This is a genomic window from Streptomyces sp. NPDC001544, assembly GCF_042894285.1.
Classification (GTDB): Bacteria; Actinomycetota; Actinomycetes; order Streptomycetales; family Streptomycetaceae; genus Streptomyces.
On record NZ_JBIAVN010000001.1, the window covers coordinates 522,322 to 539,999 of the forward strand.

The 17,678-nt window shown below is 71.3% G+C and carries 11 protein-coding genes; 5 read left to right on the forward strand and 6 right to left on the reverse strand.

The window, feature by feature from the left end:
• The first annotated feature begins 180 nt into the window (after window positions 1–180).
• Window positions 181–2,823, forward strand: coding sequence for a glycosyl hydrolase (locus tag ACFY0F_RS02290; RefSeq protein ID WP_388787593.1), 2,643 nt, complete (start codon window positions 181–183; stop codon window positions 2,821–2,823).
• Window positions 2,824–2,951: 128 nt separating this feature from the next.
• Window positions 2,952–3,845 carry an alpha/beta hydrolase gene (locus ACFY0F_RS02295; protein ID WP_388787596.1) on the forward strand — a complete coding sequence of 298 codons (894 nt, stop codon included), beginning with the start codon at window positions 2,952–2,954 and terminating at the stop codon, window positions 3,843–3,845.
• Window positions 3,846–3,905: 60 nt separating this feature from the next.
• On the opposite strand, the gene ACFY0F_RS02300 is transcribed toward ACFY0F_RS02295, so the two are convergent.
• Window positions 3,906–4,136 (reverse strand): response regulator transcription factor, encoded by a 231-nt coding sequence (locus ACFY0F_RS02300; RefSeq protein ID WP_388787599.1) that lies wholly within the window; start codon window positions 4,134–4,136, stop codon window positions 3,906–3,908.
• Window positions 4,137–4,473: 337 nt separating this feature from the next.
• Between ACFY0F_RS02300 and ACFY0F_RS02305 the strand changes: the two genes are divergently transcribed.
• The 3 genes from ACFY0F_RS02305 to ACFY0F_RS02315 all read left to right on the forward strand — a co-directional run bounded on the left by ACFY0F_RS02305 (window position 4,474) and on the right by ACFY0F_RS02315 (window position 7,558).
• On the forward strand, window positions 4,474–4,767 hold the full coding sequence (locus ACFY0F_RS02305; protein ID WP_388787602.1) for a hypothetical protein: 294 nt from the start codon (window positions 4,474–4,476) through the stop codon (window positions 4,765–4,767).
• A gap of 142 nt (window positions 4,768–4,909) precedes the next feature.
• Complete coding sequence (locus ACFY0F_RS02310) at window positions 4,910–6,787, forward strand: protein kinase (RefSeq protein WP_388787605.1); 1,878 nt, start codon at window positions 4,910–4,912, stop codon at window positions 6,785–6,787.
• Between the two features lie 93 nt (window positions 6,788–6,880).
• Window positions 6,881–7,558, forward strand: coding sequence for a DUF5701 family protein (locus ACFY0F_RS02315; protein WP_388787608.1), 678 nt, complete (start codon window positions 6,881–6,883; stop codon window positions 7,556–7,558).
• A gap of 54 nt (window positions 7,559–7,612) precedes the next feature.
• Here the strand turns inward: ACFY0F_RS02315 and ACFY0F_RS02320 are convergent, their stop codons facing one another.
• The 5 genes from ACFY0F_RS02320 to ACFY0F_RS02340 all read right to left on the reverse strand — a co-directional run bounded on the left by ACFY0F_RS02320 (window position 7,613) and on the right by ACFY0F_RS02340 (window position 17,584).
• Window positions 7,613–10,369, reverse strand: a complete 2,757-nt coding sequence (locus ACFY0F_RS02320) for an alkaline phosphatase family protein (RefSeq protein WP_388787611.1) — start codon at window positions 10,367–10,369, stop codon at window positions 7,613–7,615.
• Between the two features lie 45 nt (window positions 10,370–10,414).
• Window positions 10,415–11,476, reverse strand: coding sequence for a hypothetical protein (locus ACFY0F_RS02325; protein ID WP_388787613.1), 1,062 nt, complete (start codon window positions 11,474–11,476; stop codon window positions 10,415–10,417).
• On the reverse strand, window positions 11,473–12,414 hold the full coding sequence (locus ACFY0F_RS02330; RefSeq protein ID WP_388787616.1) for an ABC transporter ATP-binding protein: 942 nt from the start codon (window positions 12,412–12,414) through the stop codon (window positions 11,473–11,475). The genes ACFY0F_RS02325 and ACFY0F_RS02330 overlap by 4 nt, the downstream gene beginning before the upstream one ends.
• 274 nt (window positions 12,415–12,688) lie before the next feature.
• Window positions 12,689–12,820 carry a hypothetical protein gene (locus ACFY0F_RS02335; RefSeq protein ID WP_388787619.1) on the reverse strand — a complete coding sequence of 44 codons (132 nt, stop codon included), beginning with the start codon at window positions 12,818–12,820 and terminating at the stop codon, window positions 12,689–12,691.
• Between the two features lie 108 nt (window positions 12,821–12,928).
• Window positions 12,929–17,584 carry an HAD-IC family P-type ATPase gene (locus ACFY0F_RS02340; RefSeq protein WP_388787622.1) on the reverse strand — a complete coding sequence of 1,552 codons (4,656 nt, stop codon included), beginning with the start codon at window positions 17,582–17,584 and terminating at the stop codon, window positions 12,929–12,931.
• Window positions 17,585–17,678: the final 94 nt, after the last annotated feature.

The window sequence follows — 17,678 nt, forward strand, 5'->3', positions numbered from 1 at the left end:
ACCCGGTGAACGACGGCCCGCCCCGCCGGCGGGCCGTCGTACCGGCTTCTGCTCCGGGTGACCCGAACCCTTCAAGAAGTGGCAGGTTCTGGTCAAAGATCTCCCAGATGTCGAACACCCTCTCCCACCCGTGGTCGGGTCTCTTCCGACGGTCTGTCGACGCCCGTTTGGGAGGCCCCGGTGCCAGCACCGAACCGTAGAAGACGATGGCTCACCATCTGCGCCACCACCGCATCCGCAGGACTCCTCGCGATACCCGCGAGCGCCGCGCCCGGCGGACACAGCAGCCCCTTCGGGGTCCGTACGCTCAGACAACTGGCCGCCGAACGCGAGCATGCGGTGGGGGCCATGAGCCCCTCGGTGAAGGCCGGGGACGACGACGACGGCAACGAGGCCGACGAGATCGCCGAGGGCGCGGACCAGTACGCCGAGGCCCGGACCTCACCCGGGATCGTCGCACCGGGAGCGTACGGCGCCGCGTGGGCCGGCCTGACCAAGCTGCCGCGGACCGGCGGTGACTGGCGCAACATCACCGACCTGCCGTACAACTCCGACGACCCGCGCTACCGCGACGCCGACTCCAACTCCAGCGGCGGCTCGGGCGACGTGACCGGCCGCATGGCCGCGATGGCCGCCGACGACGACGGGTACGTGTACGCGGGCAGCGCGGGCGGCGGCGTGTGGCGCTCGCGCAGCGGCGGCGGGCACTGGCGGCCGATCAGCGACCGGCTGCCCTCCCAGTCCACCGGCGCCCTCGCGCTGGACCGCGCCGGACGGCTGTGGCTGGGCACCGGCGAGGCCACCACCAACGCGGACGCCTACCTCGGCAGCGGCGTCTACGTCCTGTCCGACCCGCACCACGGCACCTTCTCCTCGCGCAGCCGGGTCGGCGGCGACGAACTGGAGTCCACCACCATCCACGAACTGCGCTTCGGCGGCGACAAGGTCTGGGCGGCGACGAGCGAGGGCGTGTGGAGCCACTCCACCAGGAAGCTCAGCGGGGCCTGGAAACTGGAGTACGCGCCCAACCCCGACTACCTTCCGGGTGGTCCGAAGGCCGACGACCCCGACGCGGCGTACAAGAACATCGCCAACGACATCGCGATCGACCCGAAGGACCCCTCCAAGGTGGTCCTCGCGGTCGGCTGGCGCAGCGGTGACGACTACAACGGCTTCTACACCAAGGTGAAGGGCGCCTGGACGCGGATCACCAGCGGCCTGGGCGACCTGCCGGCCGACCCGGACGACGTCGGCAACGTCACCTTCGCCCGCTCCGCCGACGGCTCCCGCTACTACGCCGTCGACCAGTCACCGGCGCAGCTCAACACCAACCCGGACAGCGGCCTGGAGGGCATCTACGTCTCCAAGTCGGGTTCCCCGACCGGGCCGTGGACGAAGATCGCCGACTACAAGGGCCTGGCCGCGGACAACTCGGCGCTGACCACCGCCGGTTACATGCCGGGTGTGCAGGCCTGGTACAACCAGTTCCTGGCCGTCGATCCGGCGAACGCGGAGCACGTGTACGCGGGCCTGGAGGAGGTCTACGAGACCAAGGACGGCGGCGGCACCTGGTCGACCGTCGGCCCGTACTGGAACTTCCCCTTCCCCTGCTGGAGCATCGACCCGGCCAGGCAGACCGGCTCGTGCAGCCAGACGACGCACTCCGACCAGCACGGTGTCGCGATCGGCCGCTACCACGGCAAGAGCTGGGTGTACGTGGGCAACGACGGCGGCGCCTACAAGCGTCCGGTCGACGGCGCCCAGGACTCCTCCGGCCACGCCACCGACTGGACCTCCCTGAACGACGGCACCATCGACACCCTGCAGTACTACTCCGTGGGCGTCGGCAAGGACCTGGAGCGCGGCGGCGTCTCCGTCACGGGCGGGCTGCAGGACAACGGCCAGTCCATCCTGCGCGGCGACGACAAGGTCATGGGCTCGAACTTCGGCGGCGACGGCGGCGACACCCTCACCGACCCGGCCAACGGCTGCGACATCGCCCAGGAGTACGTCTACCTCGCCGTCCAGGTGACCCAGAACTGCGCGGTGAACGACGGGAGTTGGACCACCGACCCGAGCAAGGCCACGTCGTACAACGTCGCCCCGGCCGACAACGCCACCAGCGAGGCCCGCTTCATCGCCCCGCTCGCGGCCGACGCGAAGGACAGCTCGACGTGGATCGCGGGCGGCCGCCACATCTGGGTGCAGACCCACGGCTACGCCATCCGCAGCGGCACCGAGTGGAAGAGCGTGTACGACCTCGGCTCCGGCCGCACCGCGACCGCTGTCGCCGCCTCGGGCGGCAAGGTGTACGCGGCCTGGTGCGGCCCCTGCAACAACGAGGGCTTCGCCCGCGGCATCTCCGTCGGCAACGCGGACGGCACCGGCTGGCACGACATCGCGCTGCCGGTCGACGGGACGGTGCCCAACCGCTACCTCAGCGGCTTCGCCGTCGACCCCCGGAACGCCGACCACGTCTTCCTCGCGGTCAACGGCTTCTCCCGGCACTGGACCGAGGGCCCCGGCGCCGGCGTCGGGCACGTCTTCGAGTCCACCGACGGCGGCACCACCTGGAAGGACGTCTCGGCGAACCTCCCCGACGTGCCGGCCGACTCGGCCGTCGTCACGCCGAACGGCGGCCTCGTCGTCGCCACCGACCTCGGCGTCGCCTACCGCGCCCCCGGTCACACCAGGTGGCAGCGCGTCGGCTCCCTCCCGGCCGTCGCCGTGCTCCAGCTGAAGCTGAGCCCCGACGGCAAGACCCTGTACGCGGCGACGCACGGCCGCGGCATCTACACCATCAGGGTGCGCGACTGCGACTGATTCCGTAGTGCACGCGGCGGTGATCCCGGATTCCGGGTCACCGCCGCGCGCCCATTGCGTGTTGCCGGACGATCGTCCATCATCAGGATTCCTGATAGTTCAAGGTTGTAATGATGTGGGGCGAGGGCATGCCTTTCAGCTCAAGAGTTCAGGCCATGGGTATCCAGCTCGTGCTCGGCCACATGATGGCCCGCGTGCACGAGGACCTGCGCTTCACCGACCTCCCCGGCAGTACCGAAACCCTCCGGGTGGAGACCGGTGCCGGAGCGGTGACCTGCGCCGTCTACCGTCCGTCGGAGCCGGCCGGAGCCCCCGCCCCCGTGTACGTCAACTTCCACGGCGGCGGTTTCGTGGTCGCCCGTCCGGAGCAGGACGACCACATCTGCCGGTACATGGCGGCGAAGGCCGGCTGTGTCGTCGTCAACGTGGACTACGCGGTCGCCCCCCAGCAGCAGTTCCCCGTGCCCGTCACCCAGGCCTACGACGTCACCGCCTGGGTCGCCGCGAACGGCGGCGCGAACGGCTGGGACGGCTCCCGGCTCGCCGTGGGCGGGCACAGCGCCGGCGCCAACCTGACCGCCGCCGTCTGTCGCCTGGCCCGGGACCGCGGCACCTTCTCGCCCCGGGTCCAGATCATCGACTCGGCACCCCTCGACCAGCTCGCCGACCCCGCCGGCAAGCGGTCCCTCATCGCCAAGCCGCTGCTCAGCCCCCAGCTCATGCGGATCTTCACGGACGCCTACGTCCCGGACCGGGCCGACCGCGCGGACCCCCTCGTCTCACCCGGGCTCGCCGACGACCTCGCCGGACTTCCCCCCGCCCTGGTCATCACCGCGGAGCACGACCGGTTGCGGGACGAGGGCGACGCCTACGCCAAAGCCCTGGAAGCCGCCGGCGTCCCCGTCACCCACCGTGTCTTCGAGGGCGTCGACCACTACTTCACCCACACCGGCCCGGTGCCGACGGCGAAAGAAGCCTTCGACCTCATGGCCACCACCCTGCGCACCGCGCTCGGCGACTGATGCGCTTCGGGGCCCGCGCCGCATGATCGGCCGGATGGCCCCGAGACGCGCCACCGCCTGTTACAGGCCCAGGGAGACGGCGAACCGGGTGAGTTCGGCCGTGGTGTTGATGTCCAGCTTGGCTCGAATCCTGCGCAGATACGCATCGACGGTATGCCGGGACAAGCCCATGCGGCGGGCTGTTTGCAGGTGGGTGCACCCTGCGGCGATGTGGTGCAGGGTCTCGCGCTCACGAGGGGCCAGTGCGGGAGCGGGTTCCTCGACGTGCGGTGGGGTGTTGGTGGAGCTCATGGGCTTTCCTGTGGCTGCTCGACACGGTCACCACTGCCCGCTTCATGGCAAACAGGAGAGTGAATGACCGGTAAGTCCTTATCTAGTCGATATGTGGAGTTTTGCGGCTTGGTGTCATGGCTGTACCCGTGAACTGTCACAGCCGCGTCACAGCGTCATCGAAGGTTTGGCTAGGGGTGTGCCGGCGTCGTGTTGTCAAGTCCCGAGATGCAGCGGCATGACGAGGCCGAAGCGCGCGGTCGTAATGGAGTCATGAGCCGGACGGACACGGATGGCTCGCCCCAGCCGGAACCTACCGGCGTTTCCATTCCACCGTTCTCATCGGAGACCGAATCCCATGACCAACAGGATCACCAAGCGCATCGCACTGCTGACAGCGTCCACTGCTCTGGTTGCCGGAGGCGCCGCTCTTGTTCCAGGGAGTGCGTTCGCGGCCGAGCCCGCGGGAGTGCACGCGATGGCGCAGAGCCATTACCGCCATCACCACCATCACCGCTACGGCAGTGACAGCGGGCCGGTAAACTACTACTTCTTTATCCAAGGCGGTAACAGCAGTAGCACCAGCACCAGCAGCAGCACCAATACCAACACGAACACGAATACCGACAGCAGTACGAGTACCAGTAACTGAAAAACTGCTGCTGAAATCCGGCTGGACGGCGATGAGCCGTCCAGCCGGATTTTTCTGGCTGCACCGGGCTGTCCGTGCGTTTGTGATGTTGAGGCATCCGATCTTACGGTTTTCGTAGGGCCAGGCGGTGTGGAGGTCCGCCATGACGAAGGGCCAGGACGGCGAGCGTGTGGTTGCGGCGAGGTATCGGCTGCTGCGCAGGCTCGGGGCCGGCGGCATGGGCCGGGTGTGGCTCGCTCATGATCAGAAACTCGACTGCGACGTAGCGATCAAGGAAATCGCCATGCCCGGCGACCTGTCGGGGCAGGAACTGAGCGGTCGTATCGCCCGAGCCCGGAACGAGGCGCAACACGCCGCTCGACTGCGCAACCACCCGCATGTCGCCACGGTGCACGACGTCGTCGAGGACGGTGGCCTGCCCTGGATCGTGATGGGGTACCTGCCAGGTGCGACGGACCTGAAGGAGTGGGTGCGGGAGCACGGGCCGCTGTCGGTCGCGGAGACCGCGCGGATCGGCCTGGCTGTACTCGATGCCCTGGAGGCCGGGCACCGGATCGGCATCCTGCACCGAGACGTCAAACCGGCCAACGTGCTCCTCGCCGGGGAAAGCCCGCAGAAGGCGCCCTATGGGAACGGCGGGCGTGTACTGCTGGTGGACTACGGTATCTCGCTGCGGCCGGAATCCGGCGAATCGCGATTGACGGGGACGTCCGAGATCGTCGGCACCCCGGGCTTCCTGGCCCCCGAACGGGCCCGTGGAGCGCCGCCCACCCCGGCATCAGATCTCTTCTCCCTCGGCGCCACGCTGTACTACGCCGTGCAGGGAACGGGCCCCTTCGACCGGCTCTCCGATGTCTCCACTCTGACGGCACTGCTCTTCGAAGATCCCCCGCCACCGGAACTGGCAGGAGACCTCGCACCCGTCCTGCTCGGTCTGATGGCCAAGGACCCCGCCCAGCGTATGAACGCCGAGGAGGCGATGCGTCAACTCGCCGCATGCGCCGTCCCGCCCGCGGCCACGTCACCGCCGTACCAGCACGCCGCTCCGACGACAGTGCCCTTGCCGTCACCGGACGAGTCGCTCTCGTCTCCGGCAGCCGACACGCCACCGACCGAACAGGTCCCTTCCAGGGCCGAGCCACCACCGCAACCGCCGCGGAAGCGTGCACGAAAGACACCCTCGCCTTCCCTGATCGGACGTATCGCTGGAGTCCTGCTGCTGGTCGGCGGCGGCTTGTGGGCCGGGTCCGAGCTGCTGAACCGCCAGGCCCCCCACACCGGTCAGGAAAACTCGGCCATGCCCTATGGAGCTGAGGTCGGATTGACCCGCGAACTGCACCCGGGTGACTGCGTCGCCGCCTCATGGCCTGCACAACGCTTCCAGAAGCCACCCAAGCTCAAGGTCGTCGACTGCAAGACCTATCCGGACGGCCAAGTGCTCGACGTGAACACCAACACCGCCTCCCTGAGCGAGGCCACGACAGACAGCCCCGGTATATGTGTCGGGCTCCTGCGCAACACCGTGCGCGACATGGTCGACGTCCAGTCCTACGCGCTCGTGCCCAGCGCCGCCGCGTGGAACCACGGCGTACGCACCACAGCGTGCTTGCTCTTCGGCAAGACCGTCGGTCTGTACGGTCCAGTGGGTCGTTACCGGCATGAAGGGGATCAAATTTTTGTCGAGAACAGCTCAATCAGTGATTGCTACAACATGAAGAAGCTGGAGGAGCACAATTACGCGCACCTGCTGACCGACTGCGGAAAGCCACATGATCTGCAGGGCTTGGGTTACGTGCGGGCCCCCGCCGGTATGAAGTTCGATGCCTGGGACGCCTTCTACGGCCTGTGTGTCAAACGCTATGGATCTTTGAAGAGCCCCACCCGTGACCTGTACGCCTGGAACCATGCCGAAGACACCTGGAGGCAAGGATTCCACTTCGTGATGTGCCTGCTCTCGATGCCCCAAGCGGGGGACAAGCTACCGCCAGGTTCGGTGCAACCGGCCACGGTTGGGGGATAGGCGGGTGATGCGCCCGCCAGACGCGGAGGGAACGCTTCCATGGACTGCCTCGTTGCCCCGGGGTCCGCCCCTGTCGTCGTCCCTGGGAGCATCGTGCCCGAAACCACGGCCACTTCCACCGTCGTTCCCGCTCTGCCCGCCCTCGGCGCGCAGGCCGAGCGGCTGATCGAGTCGGGAGTCCACGAGATTGCCGGGCTCACCGCCGCCGCGATCCGTGCCTTCGCCGAGACCGCCGAGGCCCGTACGCGCGGCGACGGCGCCCTGCTCGCCGTCCACCCGGACCGCGCCCCTGCCTCCGCTCTCGCGCCGCTGCTCAGCCGCGCCGGCAAGCCGGGCTTCGTCGTCACCGACATGACCGACGTCGACCTCTTCACCCCGCTCGACACGATCGCGCTGCCCGACACCCCGCTCTACCTCGTCACCGGCCTCGACCGCGGCGACCGGATGGCCGACTGGAGCCCGGACGAGGCGCTGCCCGCCATCACCGCCGAGGCCCGTACCCCGTTGCTGCTCACCGAGGGCATCCACTGGGTGCTGCAGCACCCCGCCGTCCTGGAACGCAACCACTGCTTCATGACCATCGGCTCCCGGTTGCGCAAGCCGGGCGGCACTCTCGACTCCCGCACCCCGGCGATCTGGATCAGCAACGGCACCGGCCGGGACGGCCGGGAGCGCCGCGAAGCCCCCAAGGTCGGCTGGTGCTGGGCGGGGAACCGGCACACCTGGCTGGGCTTCGCCTGCGCGCGGGAGCGCCGGGCCCTGGACGGGTAAGGGTCCCCGGCCGGCGGTGATGCCGGCCAGGGGCCCCTGAGGGACGCGGCTACGTCAGCCGTCGTTCTCCGGCGACGGGATGTAGGCGCCGGGCACGTCGTTCGGCGCGTAGATCTTGCTGTCACCGGGGTACGGCTTGGTCCAGTTGTGCGTCTCGTACCAGGTGAGGCGGTTCATCTGCTCCGGGTTGGCGAAGTCCGGCACCGCCTTGGTGCCGGTGAGCCGCTGGTGCGACTCCCACGTCTTCCACTGCGCCGCGACCTTCTGCTCGGACGGCGGCACCGTCACGGACGTCTGCGCGGGCGCCGCGCCCGCGACCGACGGTGCCGGGGCGTCCGAGCCGCAGGACGGCTGGGTGCTCAGGCCGAGGGTCAGCGAGGTCCGGTTGGGCTGCGCCGTGAACGGCGTGTAGTTCGGCTTGGAGGTGAACGCCCCGAACATCGGGGTGGCCGCGCTGTCCATCTGGTTCATCGGGTGGATCCCGAGGATCTGCTCGATGGTGCGGATCATCGTGATCTGCGAGTAGTAGTGGCTGTCGACGGTGCCGTGCTGGGCGTAGGGGCTGATGACCTGGACCGGGGCACGGTGGCCGTCGACGTGGTCGAGGCCGGCCTGGGAGTCGTCCTCGACGACGAAGATCGCCGAGTCCTTCCAGTACTTGCTGTGCGTGATCGTGTCGACCATCTTGCCGACCGCGAGGTCGTTGTCCGCGACCTCGGCGGCCGGGCTCGCCGGGCCACCGGTGTGGTCGTTGGAGAACCAGAACATGTTCAGGTTCGCCGGACCGTTCTTCTCGAAGTCCTGCTTCCAGATCTGTTCCTTGTAGACGTCCGGAACGTTGAGGTCGAACAGCGGGAAGCCGGGCACCGAGACCTTGTTCAGCGACGGGATCGCCGAGCCCGTCTGAATGGGGTACTGGGTCTGCTGCCCGGTCGCCTCCATGTTCTTGGCGTCGCAGTACAGGTTCTGCCAGGTCGCGTCGGCCGGCTTGCTCTCGATCGACTGGAACTCGCCGTAGTCCTTCACGGACTTGCCGGCCGCCTGCGCACCGGTCCAGATGAAGCCGGTCTTCTGGTGGCCGAGAACGTCGTCCTCGGTGTCGTAACTACGCGTGTACTCACCGGCCGAGGACTCGGTGTACTCCGGGTTGTCCGACTGCATCAGCCAGTTGTGGCCCTCGGCGGAGTTCGTGCCGACGTCGTAGAAGTTGTCGTACAGCCCGAACTGCTCGGCCAGGGCGTGCTGGTTCGGCGTCACGTTCTCGCCGAACTGCGTGACCGACGGGTCGCCGTCGCCCTTCGTGATGTCACCGAAGACCTGGTCGTAGGTCCGGTTCTCCTTGACGAGCAGGAAGACGTGTTTGATCGTCGAGGGGTCGCCGATCCGCGCCGGAACCGGCACGGGCCTCGCGTAGCCGCTGCCCTTGGCCGTCTTCACCGAGCCGGGGGTCCAGCCGTTGTGCTGGAAGACCTTGACCGTCTGGGACCTGATGACGCTGTCGTCCGGCAGCGTGAACTGCGTCAGGCTGGAGGTCGTGTCGTGGGTGCCGTGCCCGGCGTTGGTGGTGGGGCGACGGGCGTCGATGCCACGGGTGTTGGAGACGACCACCTTCTTGCCGACGGCTGCGATCTCCGAGGGGAAGTAGTCCGTCGGGAGGAGCCCGACGAAACCGGCCGGCTGCTGCGGGGAGGTGTAGCGGTAGACGGCGACCGCGTTGGCGCGGCCGAGCGTCACCAGCAGACGGCCGTCGTCGGTGAGCGTCACCGCGCCCGGCTCGTAGCCGACCTTCGCCTCCGGCCACGGCTGGGTCGCGATGGTCTGCACGACCTTGTCCTTGGCCGTGTCGATGACCGACACGCTGTTGTCGGCGGTGTCGGTGACGAACACCGCGCCCTTCTTCGCGTACACCGCGGTCGGGTGCAGACCGACGTCGATGCTGCCGACGGCGGCGGACGGGTCGCCGACATCGATGACGCTGACCGTGCCGGTGGTGGCGGCGCCGGTGTCCCCGTTGGCCGGCACCTGGGTGCCGTAGGAGTTCATCGTGGTGTCGCCGGCCTGGGCCGGACGCCCGCCCTCGTTGCTGACGTAGAGCTTGCCGCCGACCAGCGCGAGGCCGCGCGGGGCGTTGCCGACCGCCCAGCTCTGCTTGATGGTTCCGCCGGCCGCGTCGATGGCGACCACCCGGTTCTGGCCGTTGACCGCGGAGTACACGGTGGACCCGTCGGCCGAGAAGACCGCCGCGCCGACCAGCGCGTGCTTGGAGCCGTCGGCCGGGATGGCGACGGCCGTCGGGTTGGACAGGGTGCCGTCCGCGTTCACGGTGAACTTGGTGTAGCCGTCGCTCTGGCCCAGCCACAGCTGCTTGCCGTCGGGCGAGTACGTCGGGCCCTCCTGGCCGACGGAGGCGCTGCCGATGCGCAGGTCGTCCGCCTTGTTGGTGCCGACCCTCTGCTTCACCTGACCGGTCGCCAGGTCCAGGATGACCAGCGCGGCGTCCCCGTCGGCGACCGAGGCCGCGAGGTGGGTGCCGTCCGGGCTGACGGAGGACGACATGATCTTGCCGTCGTTGATGACGGTGCGGTCGCCGTACGGGTCGATGTACTGGTCGGCGGCGACGACCTGACCGTCCTTGGTGACCTGGCCGACCTGCTGGGTGCCGAACCGGTACGTCGAGGCGACGGCGGTGCCCGTGACGCCGAGGGCGACCGCGATGCCCGCCGTCACCAGCAAGGTCCGGCGTCCGACGCGTCTGCCGAGAAGGCTGATCTGCTCCTTCTCACTGCTCCGACGCTGCCGTGTTACCTGCATGGAACTGTCCCTTCGGGGGAGGGGAGGAGGTCGGGGGGGTGGAGTTCAGGGGGTCGAGATGAGTTCGACGTCGCCGTCGAACTGCCAGAGGGGGTTCGGCGCGTCCCCGGCGGAAGTCCGCACCAGGAAGTAGCCGTTCACTTCCTTCGGACCGTCGCCGTCGGCCACGTACCGTCCGTCGGCGGTGATGTCGAGCTGGTAGACGGCCTGTCCGGTGACCTGGACGCCGGGCAGGTGCCAGGAGACGACGCAGCGCCAGTCGTTGCCCGGGCCCTCGGCGGCGAGCTGGCCGGCGCCCTTGTCGCACGCCGCACTGGCCCGCAGCCGCGCCTCGGTGACGTCGGGGCGGTGGAGCTGCTCGGTCTGCAGGCGGTAGAGGTGGGCGAACACCGTGGCGACCGAACGCTGCACCTTCTGCTGCTGGATTCCGGAACCCACGGACGGGGTCACCACGGTGACGGCCGCGACCGAGAGGGCGACCAGCCCGGCCAGCGGCAGGAGCCCGGTGGTGACCGCGCGGCGCCCGGAGCCGTCGTAGGCCAGGCCGGTGAAGTCGCGCCGCAGGAAGAGCAGGAAGGCCAGCGCGGTCGCGAGCACGGCCCACGCCAGGCTGACAACGATGCCGATGAGGAGCGGGCCGAGCTGCGCGGGGCTGGTGAACAGGCCGTTCCAGGCGATGAAGGCGTAGCTGGGCAGGGCGAGGCGTACGGGGACGGGCAGCGGCAGCATCTGGGCGAGCTGCATCGCCAGCGCGACGAGCGCGGGCAGCAACAGGCCCATCGGGGACCGCCCCAGCGCCACCGACCCGAGCAGGCCGATCGCGGCGAGGGCCAGCGTCGGGGCGAGCACGCAGACCCACGCCAGAAGGACCTTGCCGGCGGCGTCCGACGGCGCCAGCAGATGGCCGTCCAGGCCGACCAGCGGCCGGTCGCCGACCGCCGTCAGTCCGCCGACCGTGCTGGAACAGGCCAGCCCGGCGACGCGCCACTGAGAGACGAGTTTGACCAGTTCGAAGCGGTAGCCGCGCCACACCGTGACGCGACTGGCGCCGGTGGTGCGGTCGTCGGTGGGGTCATCGGTGCGGTCGTCGACCACGGTCGCGGTCATCTGCCGTCCTCCTGCTGCTCGGTGAGGGCGAGGAACGCGGCCTCCAGGGGGGACACGACGGGAGTGAGCTCGCGCACCGCGATGCCCGCGTGCACGAGTCCCGCCACCAGTTCGTCGAGGGCGGGAACCAGCGCGCGTACGACGAGCCGTTCGGTGTCCTGCCGTGCGCCGGCGTCGTCGACGACGCGGAGCCCGGCCGTGTCGGCGGCCAGACGGCGGGCGGCCCGCGGATCGGACGTCACCAACCGGTAGTCGAGTTCACGGTTCTCGGCGGCCAGCTTTCCGATCGGCCCGGAGAAGACGACCCGTCCGGCGGAGAGGATGGTGACTTCGGAGCACAGCGCCTCCAGGTCGTCCATGCGGTGGCTGGAGAGCACCACGGCGGTCCCGTCCGCCGCGAGCCGGGTGAGGACACCGTGTACGTGCTTCTTGCCGGCCGGGTCGAGGCCGTTGGCGGGTTCGTCGAGGACGAGCAGCCGAGGCCCGGTGAGCAGGGCGGCGGCGAGCCCGAGCCGCTGACGCATGCCGAGGGAGAATCCGCGGGTGCGGTCGTCGGCGACATCGGTGAGTCCGACCTCGGCCAGCACCTCGTCAATTCCCGCCGTACGTACGTCGCTTCCGCGAAGCGCGGCAAGAGCGGCGAGGTTCTGCCGGGCGGTGAGCGAGGGATAGAGCCCGGGGCCGTCCACGAAGCCGGCGACGCCGTCGGGAGCGGACAGCGCCCGCCCGACCGGCGTCCCCAGGATCTCGAGGCGGCCGCTGTCGGCGACGGCCAGACCCAGCAGGAGACCGAGCAGTGTGGTCTTGCCCGCGCCGTTCGGGCCGACCAGACCGTGGATCTGCCCCTGCGTCACATCCAGATCGATGCCGTCGAGTGCGACGACGTCGCCGAAACACTTGGTGATCCCGCGAGCCCGGATTGCGAGGAGTTCGTCCATGAGTCCCTTCTTTCGCAACGGTGAAGGAACTTAGGCTCGGCACACAACCCCGGCAGGGGCGGCTGGCTGAACGCACATGGAACGGATCGTCAAGGCATCGGCAAGTCCGTGCGTACGGACCGGTCGGCACGAAGCCCGATCCGGGTTCTTTCAAGGTGGCGCCGAACGCGCGGAACGCCGGTCGGGACGGAACGCTGTGGAGTGCGTTCGGGTCCCGCCGGCGTTCGGAGAGCGGCCTGGGGCTGGGGAGCGGCCTGGGGCTGGATGTGCGGGGTCAGGCGTGGGCCGCCACCGGACGGCCGTTCGCGGTGAACGTCTTCCAGAGCTGCACGGACAGCCGTACCAGGGCGGCCTCGATCAGGGCGACGGCGACCTGGGTCAGGATCGTGGTGAAGATGTGCGGCACGGTGAGCCGCCTTTCGTGAGCGGTGTGCTTGGTGCTGCGGACCGCTCCTTTGTCCGGTTTGGTGTCATACGGGAGGTCACCCGCAGATGGACTGCAGGTGAATTTTCCTCAACGCGCCGACAGACCGGCGACGCGCCGCACCACCGCGGGCACCAGCACCGACCCCGCCGCGGCGGTCAGCGCGACCGTCCAGCCCGCGGGGCCCAGGGGACGGTTGCCGAAGAAGTGGCTGAGCCCCGGCACGGTCACCACCACGCCCAGCAGCACCAGGGATCCCACCGCGGCCACGGCGACCACCGGATCCCGGCCCGCGTCCTGCAGCGTCTGGAGCAGCTGGGAGGAGACCAGGGCGACCAGGGCGACGGTGTCCGCGTGCGCCCGGGTGCCGGTCGCCCGGGCCGTCACCCAGGCGACGGTGGCGGCGGCCGCGGTGACACCGGCACGCAGCTGGAGGTGGCGGGTCAGGGCCTTGCCGAGCGAGGCCTCGGGACCCTCCGCGAGCAGCCGGTCGGCGTGGTCGGCGGGCGGCCGGGCGGCGATGGCCATGGCGGGCAGCATGTCGGTGAGCAGGTTGACCAGCAGCAGCTGGCGTGCGTTCAGCGCACTGCGCCCGGTGAGCAGCGTGGTCGCCAGGACGAAGGCGATCTCGCCCAGGTTGCCGCCGAGCAGGATGCCCAGCGCCTTGCGCACCGAGGCCCACATGGCCCGGCCCTCGACGAAGGCGTCGACGATCGTCTCGATGCGGTCGTCGGTGACCACCACGTCGGCGGCGGCGCGGGCCGCCGGAGTGGCCCGTGAGCCGAGCGCGATACCGACGTCCGCGATACGGATGGCGGGCGCGTCGTTGGCGCCGTCGCCGGTGACCGCGACGACCCGCCCGGCCGCGCGCAGGGCGGTGACGATCCGCACCTTGTGCGCCGGGGTCACCCGGGCGAACACCGTGATGTCCGGCAGCGTCCGGGCCAGGGCGGCGTCGTCCAGGGCGTCCAGCTCCGCCCCGGTCATCAGCCGGGGCTCCTCCTCGGGCCGCAGCTCCCGGGCGATCGCGGCGGCGGTACTGGGGTGGTCCCCGGTGAGCATGACGATGCGCACCCCGGCGCGCGACAGCCGGTCCACGCTCTCGGCGGCGGTGGCCCGCACCGGGTCCGCGAGCCCCAGCAGCCCCAGCAGACACAGCCCGTCGACGCTCTCGGCGTCGAGTTCCGCCGCGGCGCCGGGCGCATCGGCGGGTGTGACCCGCTCGGCGACCGCGAGGACCCGCAGACCCCGCCGGGCGAGGTGGTCGATCTCCGCCTCGATCTCCGCCTGCCGCCGCTCGTCGAACGGCTCGGTGGTCCCGCCGCCGACCTGCTCGGTGGTCCCGCCCCGGCGGATCCGGTCGCAGCGGGCCAGCACGACCTCCGGGGCGCCCTTGACGACGATCCGCGCTTCGGCGTCGGCCCGGCCCAGCACGGCGTGGTAGCCGCGTCCCGGCTCGAACGGCAGCTCCGCCAGCCGCTCCCAGGTGTCCGAGCCGAGCCCGGCGGCCCGGGGCGCCGGGACGCCGAGCAGTTCGGCCCCGGCGGCGATGGCCCGGTCGGTGGGGTGGGCGAGCGACGCGGCCGGTCCCGGCGGACCGGCCAGGCTCGCCGTGGCCAGGACCCCCCGCAGCGCCCGGGTGAGCCGGTCGGGCGGACGGCGCTCCATGCCGTCGGCCACCTGCTGCAGGCTGATCCGGCCCTCGGTGAGCGTGCCCGTCTTGTCGAAGCACAGGACGTCGGTGCGCCCGAGGGCCTCGATGGTGGAGGCGCTGCGGACCAGGGTGTCGCGGGTCGACAACCGGCGGGCCGCGGCCAGCTCCGCGACCGTGGCGATGAACGGCAGCCCCTCGGGCACGGCCGCCACGCACAGGCTGACCGCCGACCCCAGGGCGGCCCCCAGCGGCCGCCGGCGCAGCAGGTCGATGGCGAACAGGACGACACCCGCCGCGACGGACAGCGGCAGGAACCAGTGGCCCAGCGCGTTCAGCCGCCGCTCCACACCGCTCTGAGGCGGGCCCTCGGGGGCCGCCTCGGCAGCGCTGCCCGCCTCGGTGGCCGTTCCCGTGGCGACGACCACGGCCAGTGCCTCGCCGGCCGCCACCGTCGTCCCCTGGTAGAGCATCGAGGTCCGGTCCGCGACCGCCCGGGCCGCGGTCGGCGCGGCGCTCTTCACCACCGGCAGCGACTCACCGGTCAGGCTGGACTCGTCCACCTCCAGTCCCTGCGCCCGCACCACCCGGCAGTCCGCGGGGACCGCGTCCCCGGCCCGCAGCTCGACGACGTCACCGCGCACCAGGTGTTCGCCGGCCGCCCAGGTCGCCTCCGTCCGGTCGGGCCGGCGTACCCGCACCCGTGCCGAGGTGGCCTCGACCAGCCGTTCCGCCTCCTGGTCGGCCTTCTGCTGCTGTACTCCGCCGACGAGGGCGTCCACACCGAGTACGCCGCCGATGAGCACGGCGTCCAGCACGGACCCGAGCGCCGCCGAGATGCCGCCGCCGACCGCGAGGATGGGGGTGAGCGGGTTGGCCAGCTCCTCCGCGACCCGGCCGACCAGGGTGACGGCGCCCTCGTGCCGGTCATGGCCCGCGAGCTGCCGGCGCCGGGTGGCCTCCGTCTCGTCCAGCCCCCGGGACGACGCACCGAGCCGGGTCATCACCTGACGTACCGTCATGGCATGCCAGGGGGTGTGCTCGACGGCGGCCGGCACCGGACGCCCGTGCAACCGCCATCCCGCCCAGAACCCTGTCGCGATCCCGGCGATGGTCACCGCGTCGGTCACCAGGCGGGCCCGCGCCCAGGCCCGCGGACGGGGTATGAGGAGCCCCAGGGCCGAGCCCGCCGCGGCGCCGCCGACCTCCAGCCGGGTGCACAGCCGGCTGACCCGCCGGGCCTCCGGCAGGGCCGTCAGCAACAGGTGGACGACATCGGGCGGGGCGGCGACATCGGCGTCCCAGGGCACGTGCCGCGGCGGGACGGTGACCACGCCGATGCCCAGATCGGCGCGGGCCAGTGCGCGCCGGGTCCGCGCCGACACCACCGCGACCCCGTGGCCGTCCGTCTGCAGGGAGCGGACCAGGGCGGCCGTGCGCCGGTGTCCGGTGGGCGTGGCCTCGGGAAGCCCGAACCGTCGGTGCAGCCCCGGTGGTCCGCCCACCAGCCGCACCCGGCCGCACTCCCGGGCCGCGGTCACCAAGTGGTGGGCGAGCGGATGCAGTTGCGGGGCCAGCGCGGCCACGGCCACCGGTCTGCCCGCCCGCAGGAGGAGCACGACCTGCGCACCCTCCTCGGCCCACCGCCGGGTCAGGGCGGCCGTCTCGGGGATCCCGCCCGGGACGGTGTCCGCGGGGCCGGTGTCCGCGCCGGTGAACGGCCGCAGCTCCCAGTCTCCCCGCCGTCGCGCCGGCAGCGCGCCGCCGCCGTGCCGGGGCCGTCGGCGGCCCGTCCCGTCCGGCTCGGTCAACTCGTGGATCCGCGCGTGCAGTTCGTCGTCGTCCGGTCCGCTCGCCTCCGGGGCGCCCGTCTCCGGGGCGCCCGGCGGGGCCAGCGGCGCCACGCCCTCGACCGTCCAGCCGCCGCCGGCCAGCACCCGGGCATCGAGGACCACGGTGTCGATCCGGTCCAGGCGGCGCACCGCCTCGGGCCGCAGCACCAGCGCCCCGCGGTCGGAGAGCGCCCGGGCCACCGAGGACGAGAACGACTCCCGGCCGAACCGCGGGCCGCGCGGTGTGCCCGCGATCAGCAGCGCCAGTCCCCGGTCGTGGCTGAGCGTGCCGACCGCGGCCAGCCCGTACGCCGCGAGGGACACCGGAGCCGCCACGTTCGCGTACCGGTCGCCCGGCCCCGGCGGCAGCGGGGCGGGCCGCTCGTAGCCCGGCAGCGCGTCGTGACGGTAGGTCCCCTCGTGCACGGCCAGGCGACGCGACCAGTCCCCCCAGGCCCTGCGGCGGGCCTGCACCTCCGCGTACCGGGCCCAGGCCAGGACGGTGGCCACCGCGGCGCCCAGCGGCCGGAACGTCAGCGTCGACACCACCAGGTTCGCCGCGGTGAAACCCCGCTCCGTGGCCGTCTCACCGAATCTGCGGGCGATGCCCTCACGCAGCGGCGGCGCGGACTCCACGAACTGGATCGCCGAGAGCACCACCGGCGGCAGGCCCCGAAGCCGCAGCGCGTCGCCCACCGACGCCACCCCCACCCCGACCAGGCTCGCGCCGAGCCGGGCAGCCGCCTCGGCCGGCGCCCCCGCCGACCCCGGGAAACCGACCGAGGGCTGCGACCGGCCGGCGTCTGCGGAGCGGTCGGCACTCCCGGCCCCCGCCTCCTGCGCGGCGTCCGCGGCGGCGACGAGCCCGGCGACCTGCTCCAGGTCGGTTTGCGGACCGCAACCGACGTACACACAGCCCAGGGCGCCGTTCACCTCGGCACGACTCACCCCCCGCACCTGGCGCAGCGCGGCCTCCAGCCCACGTGTCGCACGCGCCGTCTGGGGCTGCCCCAGGCGCCGCACCTCGATCTGCACGCCCCCCGAGGTCTGCCACAGCCGGGGGGCGTGACGCCGCAGCAGGGGCCCGACGGCGGGCAGCGCCTCCGGCACCTCGATCAGCCGCCCCGCGGTGGAGCGGACCGCCGACGACACCGCAGACGATGTGGACGACACCGCGGAGGAGGCGTACGACACCGCCGAGGGCAGAACGGACGTGGGCAGCGTGGCTCCGGAGAACACGGAGGACAACACTGGCCAGATCACGCGGCCTCCACCCATCGGCCGGCAAGGGCGGGGAACGGCGCCCCGAAGGACGCCACGACTCCCTCAAGTATGGGCACACCCCGGTGGCCCCGTC

Coding starts and splice junctions, on each gene's coding strand:
- ACFY0F_RS02295 (WP_388787596.1), top strand. CDS start 2,952: ATGCCTTTCAGCTCAAGAGTTCAGGCCATGGGTATCCAGCTCGTGCTC.
- ACFY0F_RS02300 (WP_388787599.1), bottom strand. CDS start 4,136: ATGAGCTCCACCAACACCCCACCGCACGTCGAGGAACCCGCTCCCGCA.
- ACFY0F_RS02305 (WP_388787602.1), top strand. CDS start 4,474: ATGACCAACAGGATCACCAAGCGCATCGCACTGCTGACAGCGTCCACT.
- ACFY0F_RS02310 (WP_388787605.1), top strand. CDS start 4,910: ATGACGAAGGGCCAGGACGGCGAGCGTGTGGTTGCGGCGAGGTATCGG.
- ACFY0F_RS02320 (WP_388787611.1), bottom strand. CDS start 10,369: ATGCAGGTAACACGGCAGCGTCGGAGCAGTGAGAAGGAGCAGATCAGC.
- ACFY0F_RS02325 (WP_388787613.1), bottom strand. CDS start 11,476: ATGACCGCGACCGTGGTCGACGACCGCACCGATGACCCCACCGACGAC.
- ACFY0F_RS02330 (WP_388787616.1), bottom strand. CDS start 12,414: ATGGACGAACTCCTCGCAATCCGGGCTCGCGGGATCACCAAGTGTTTC.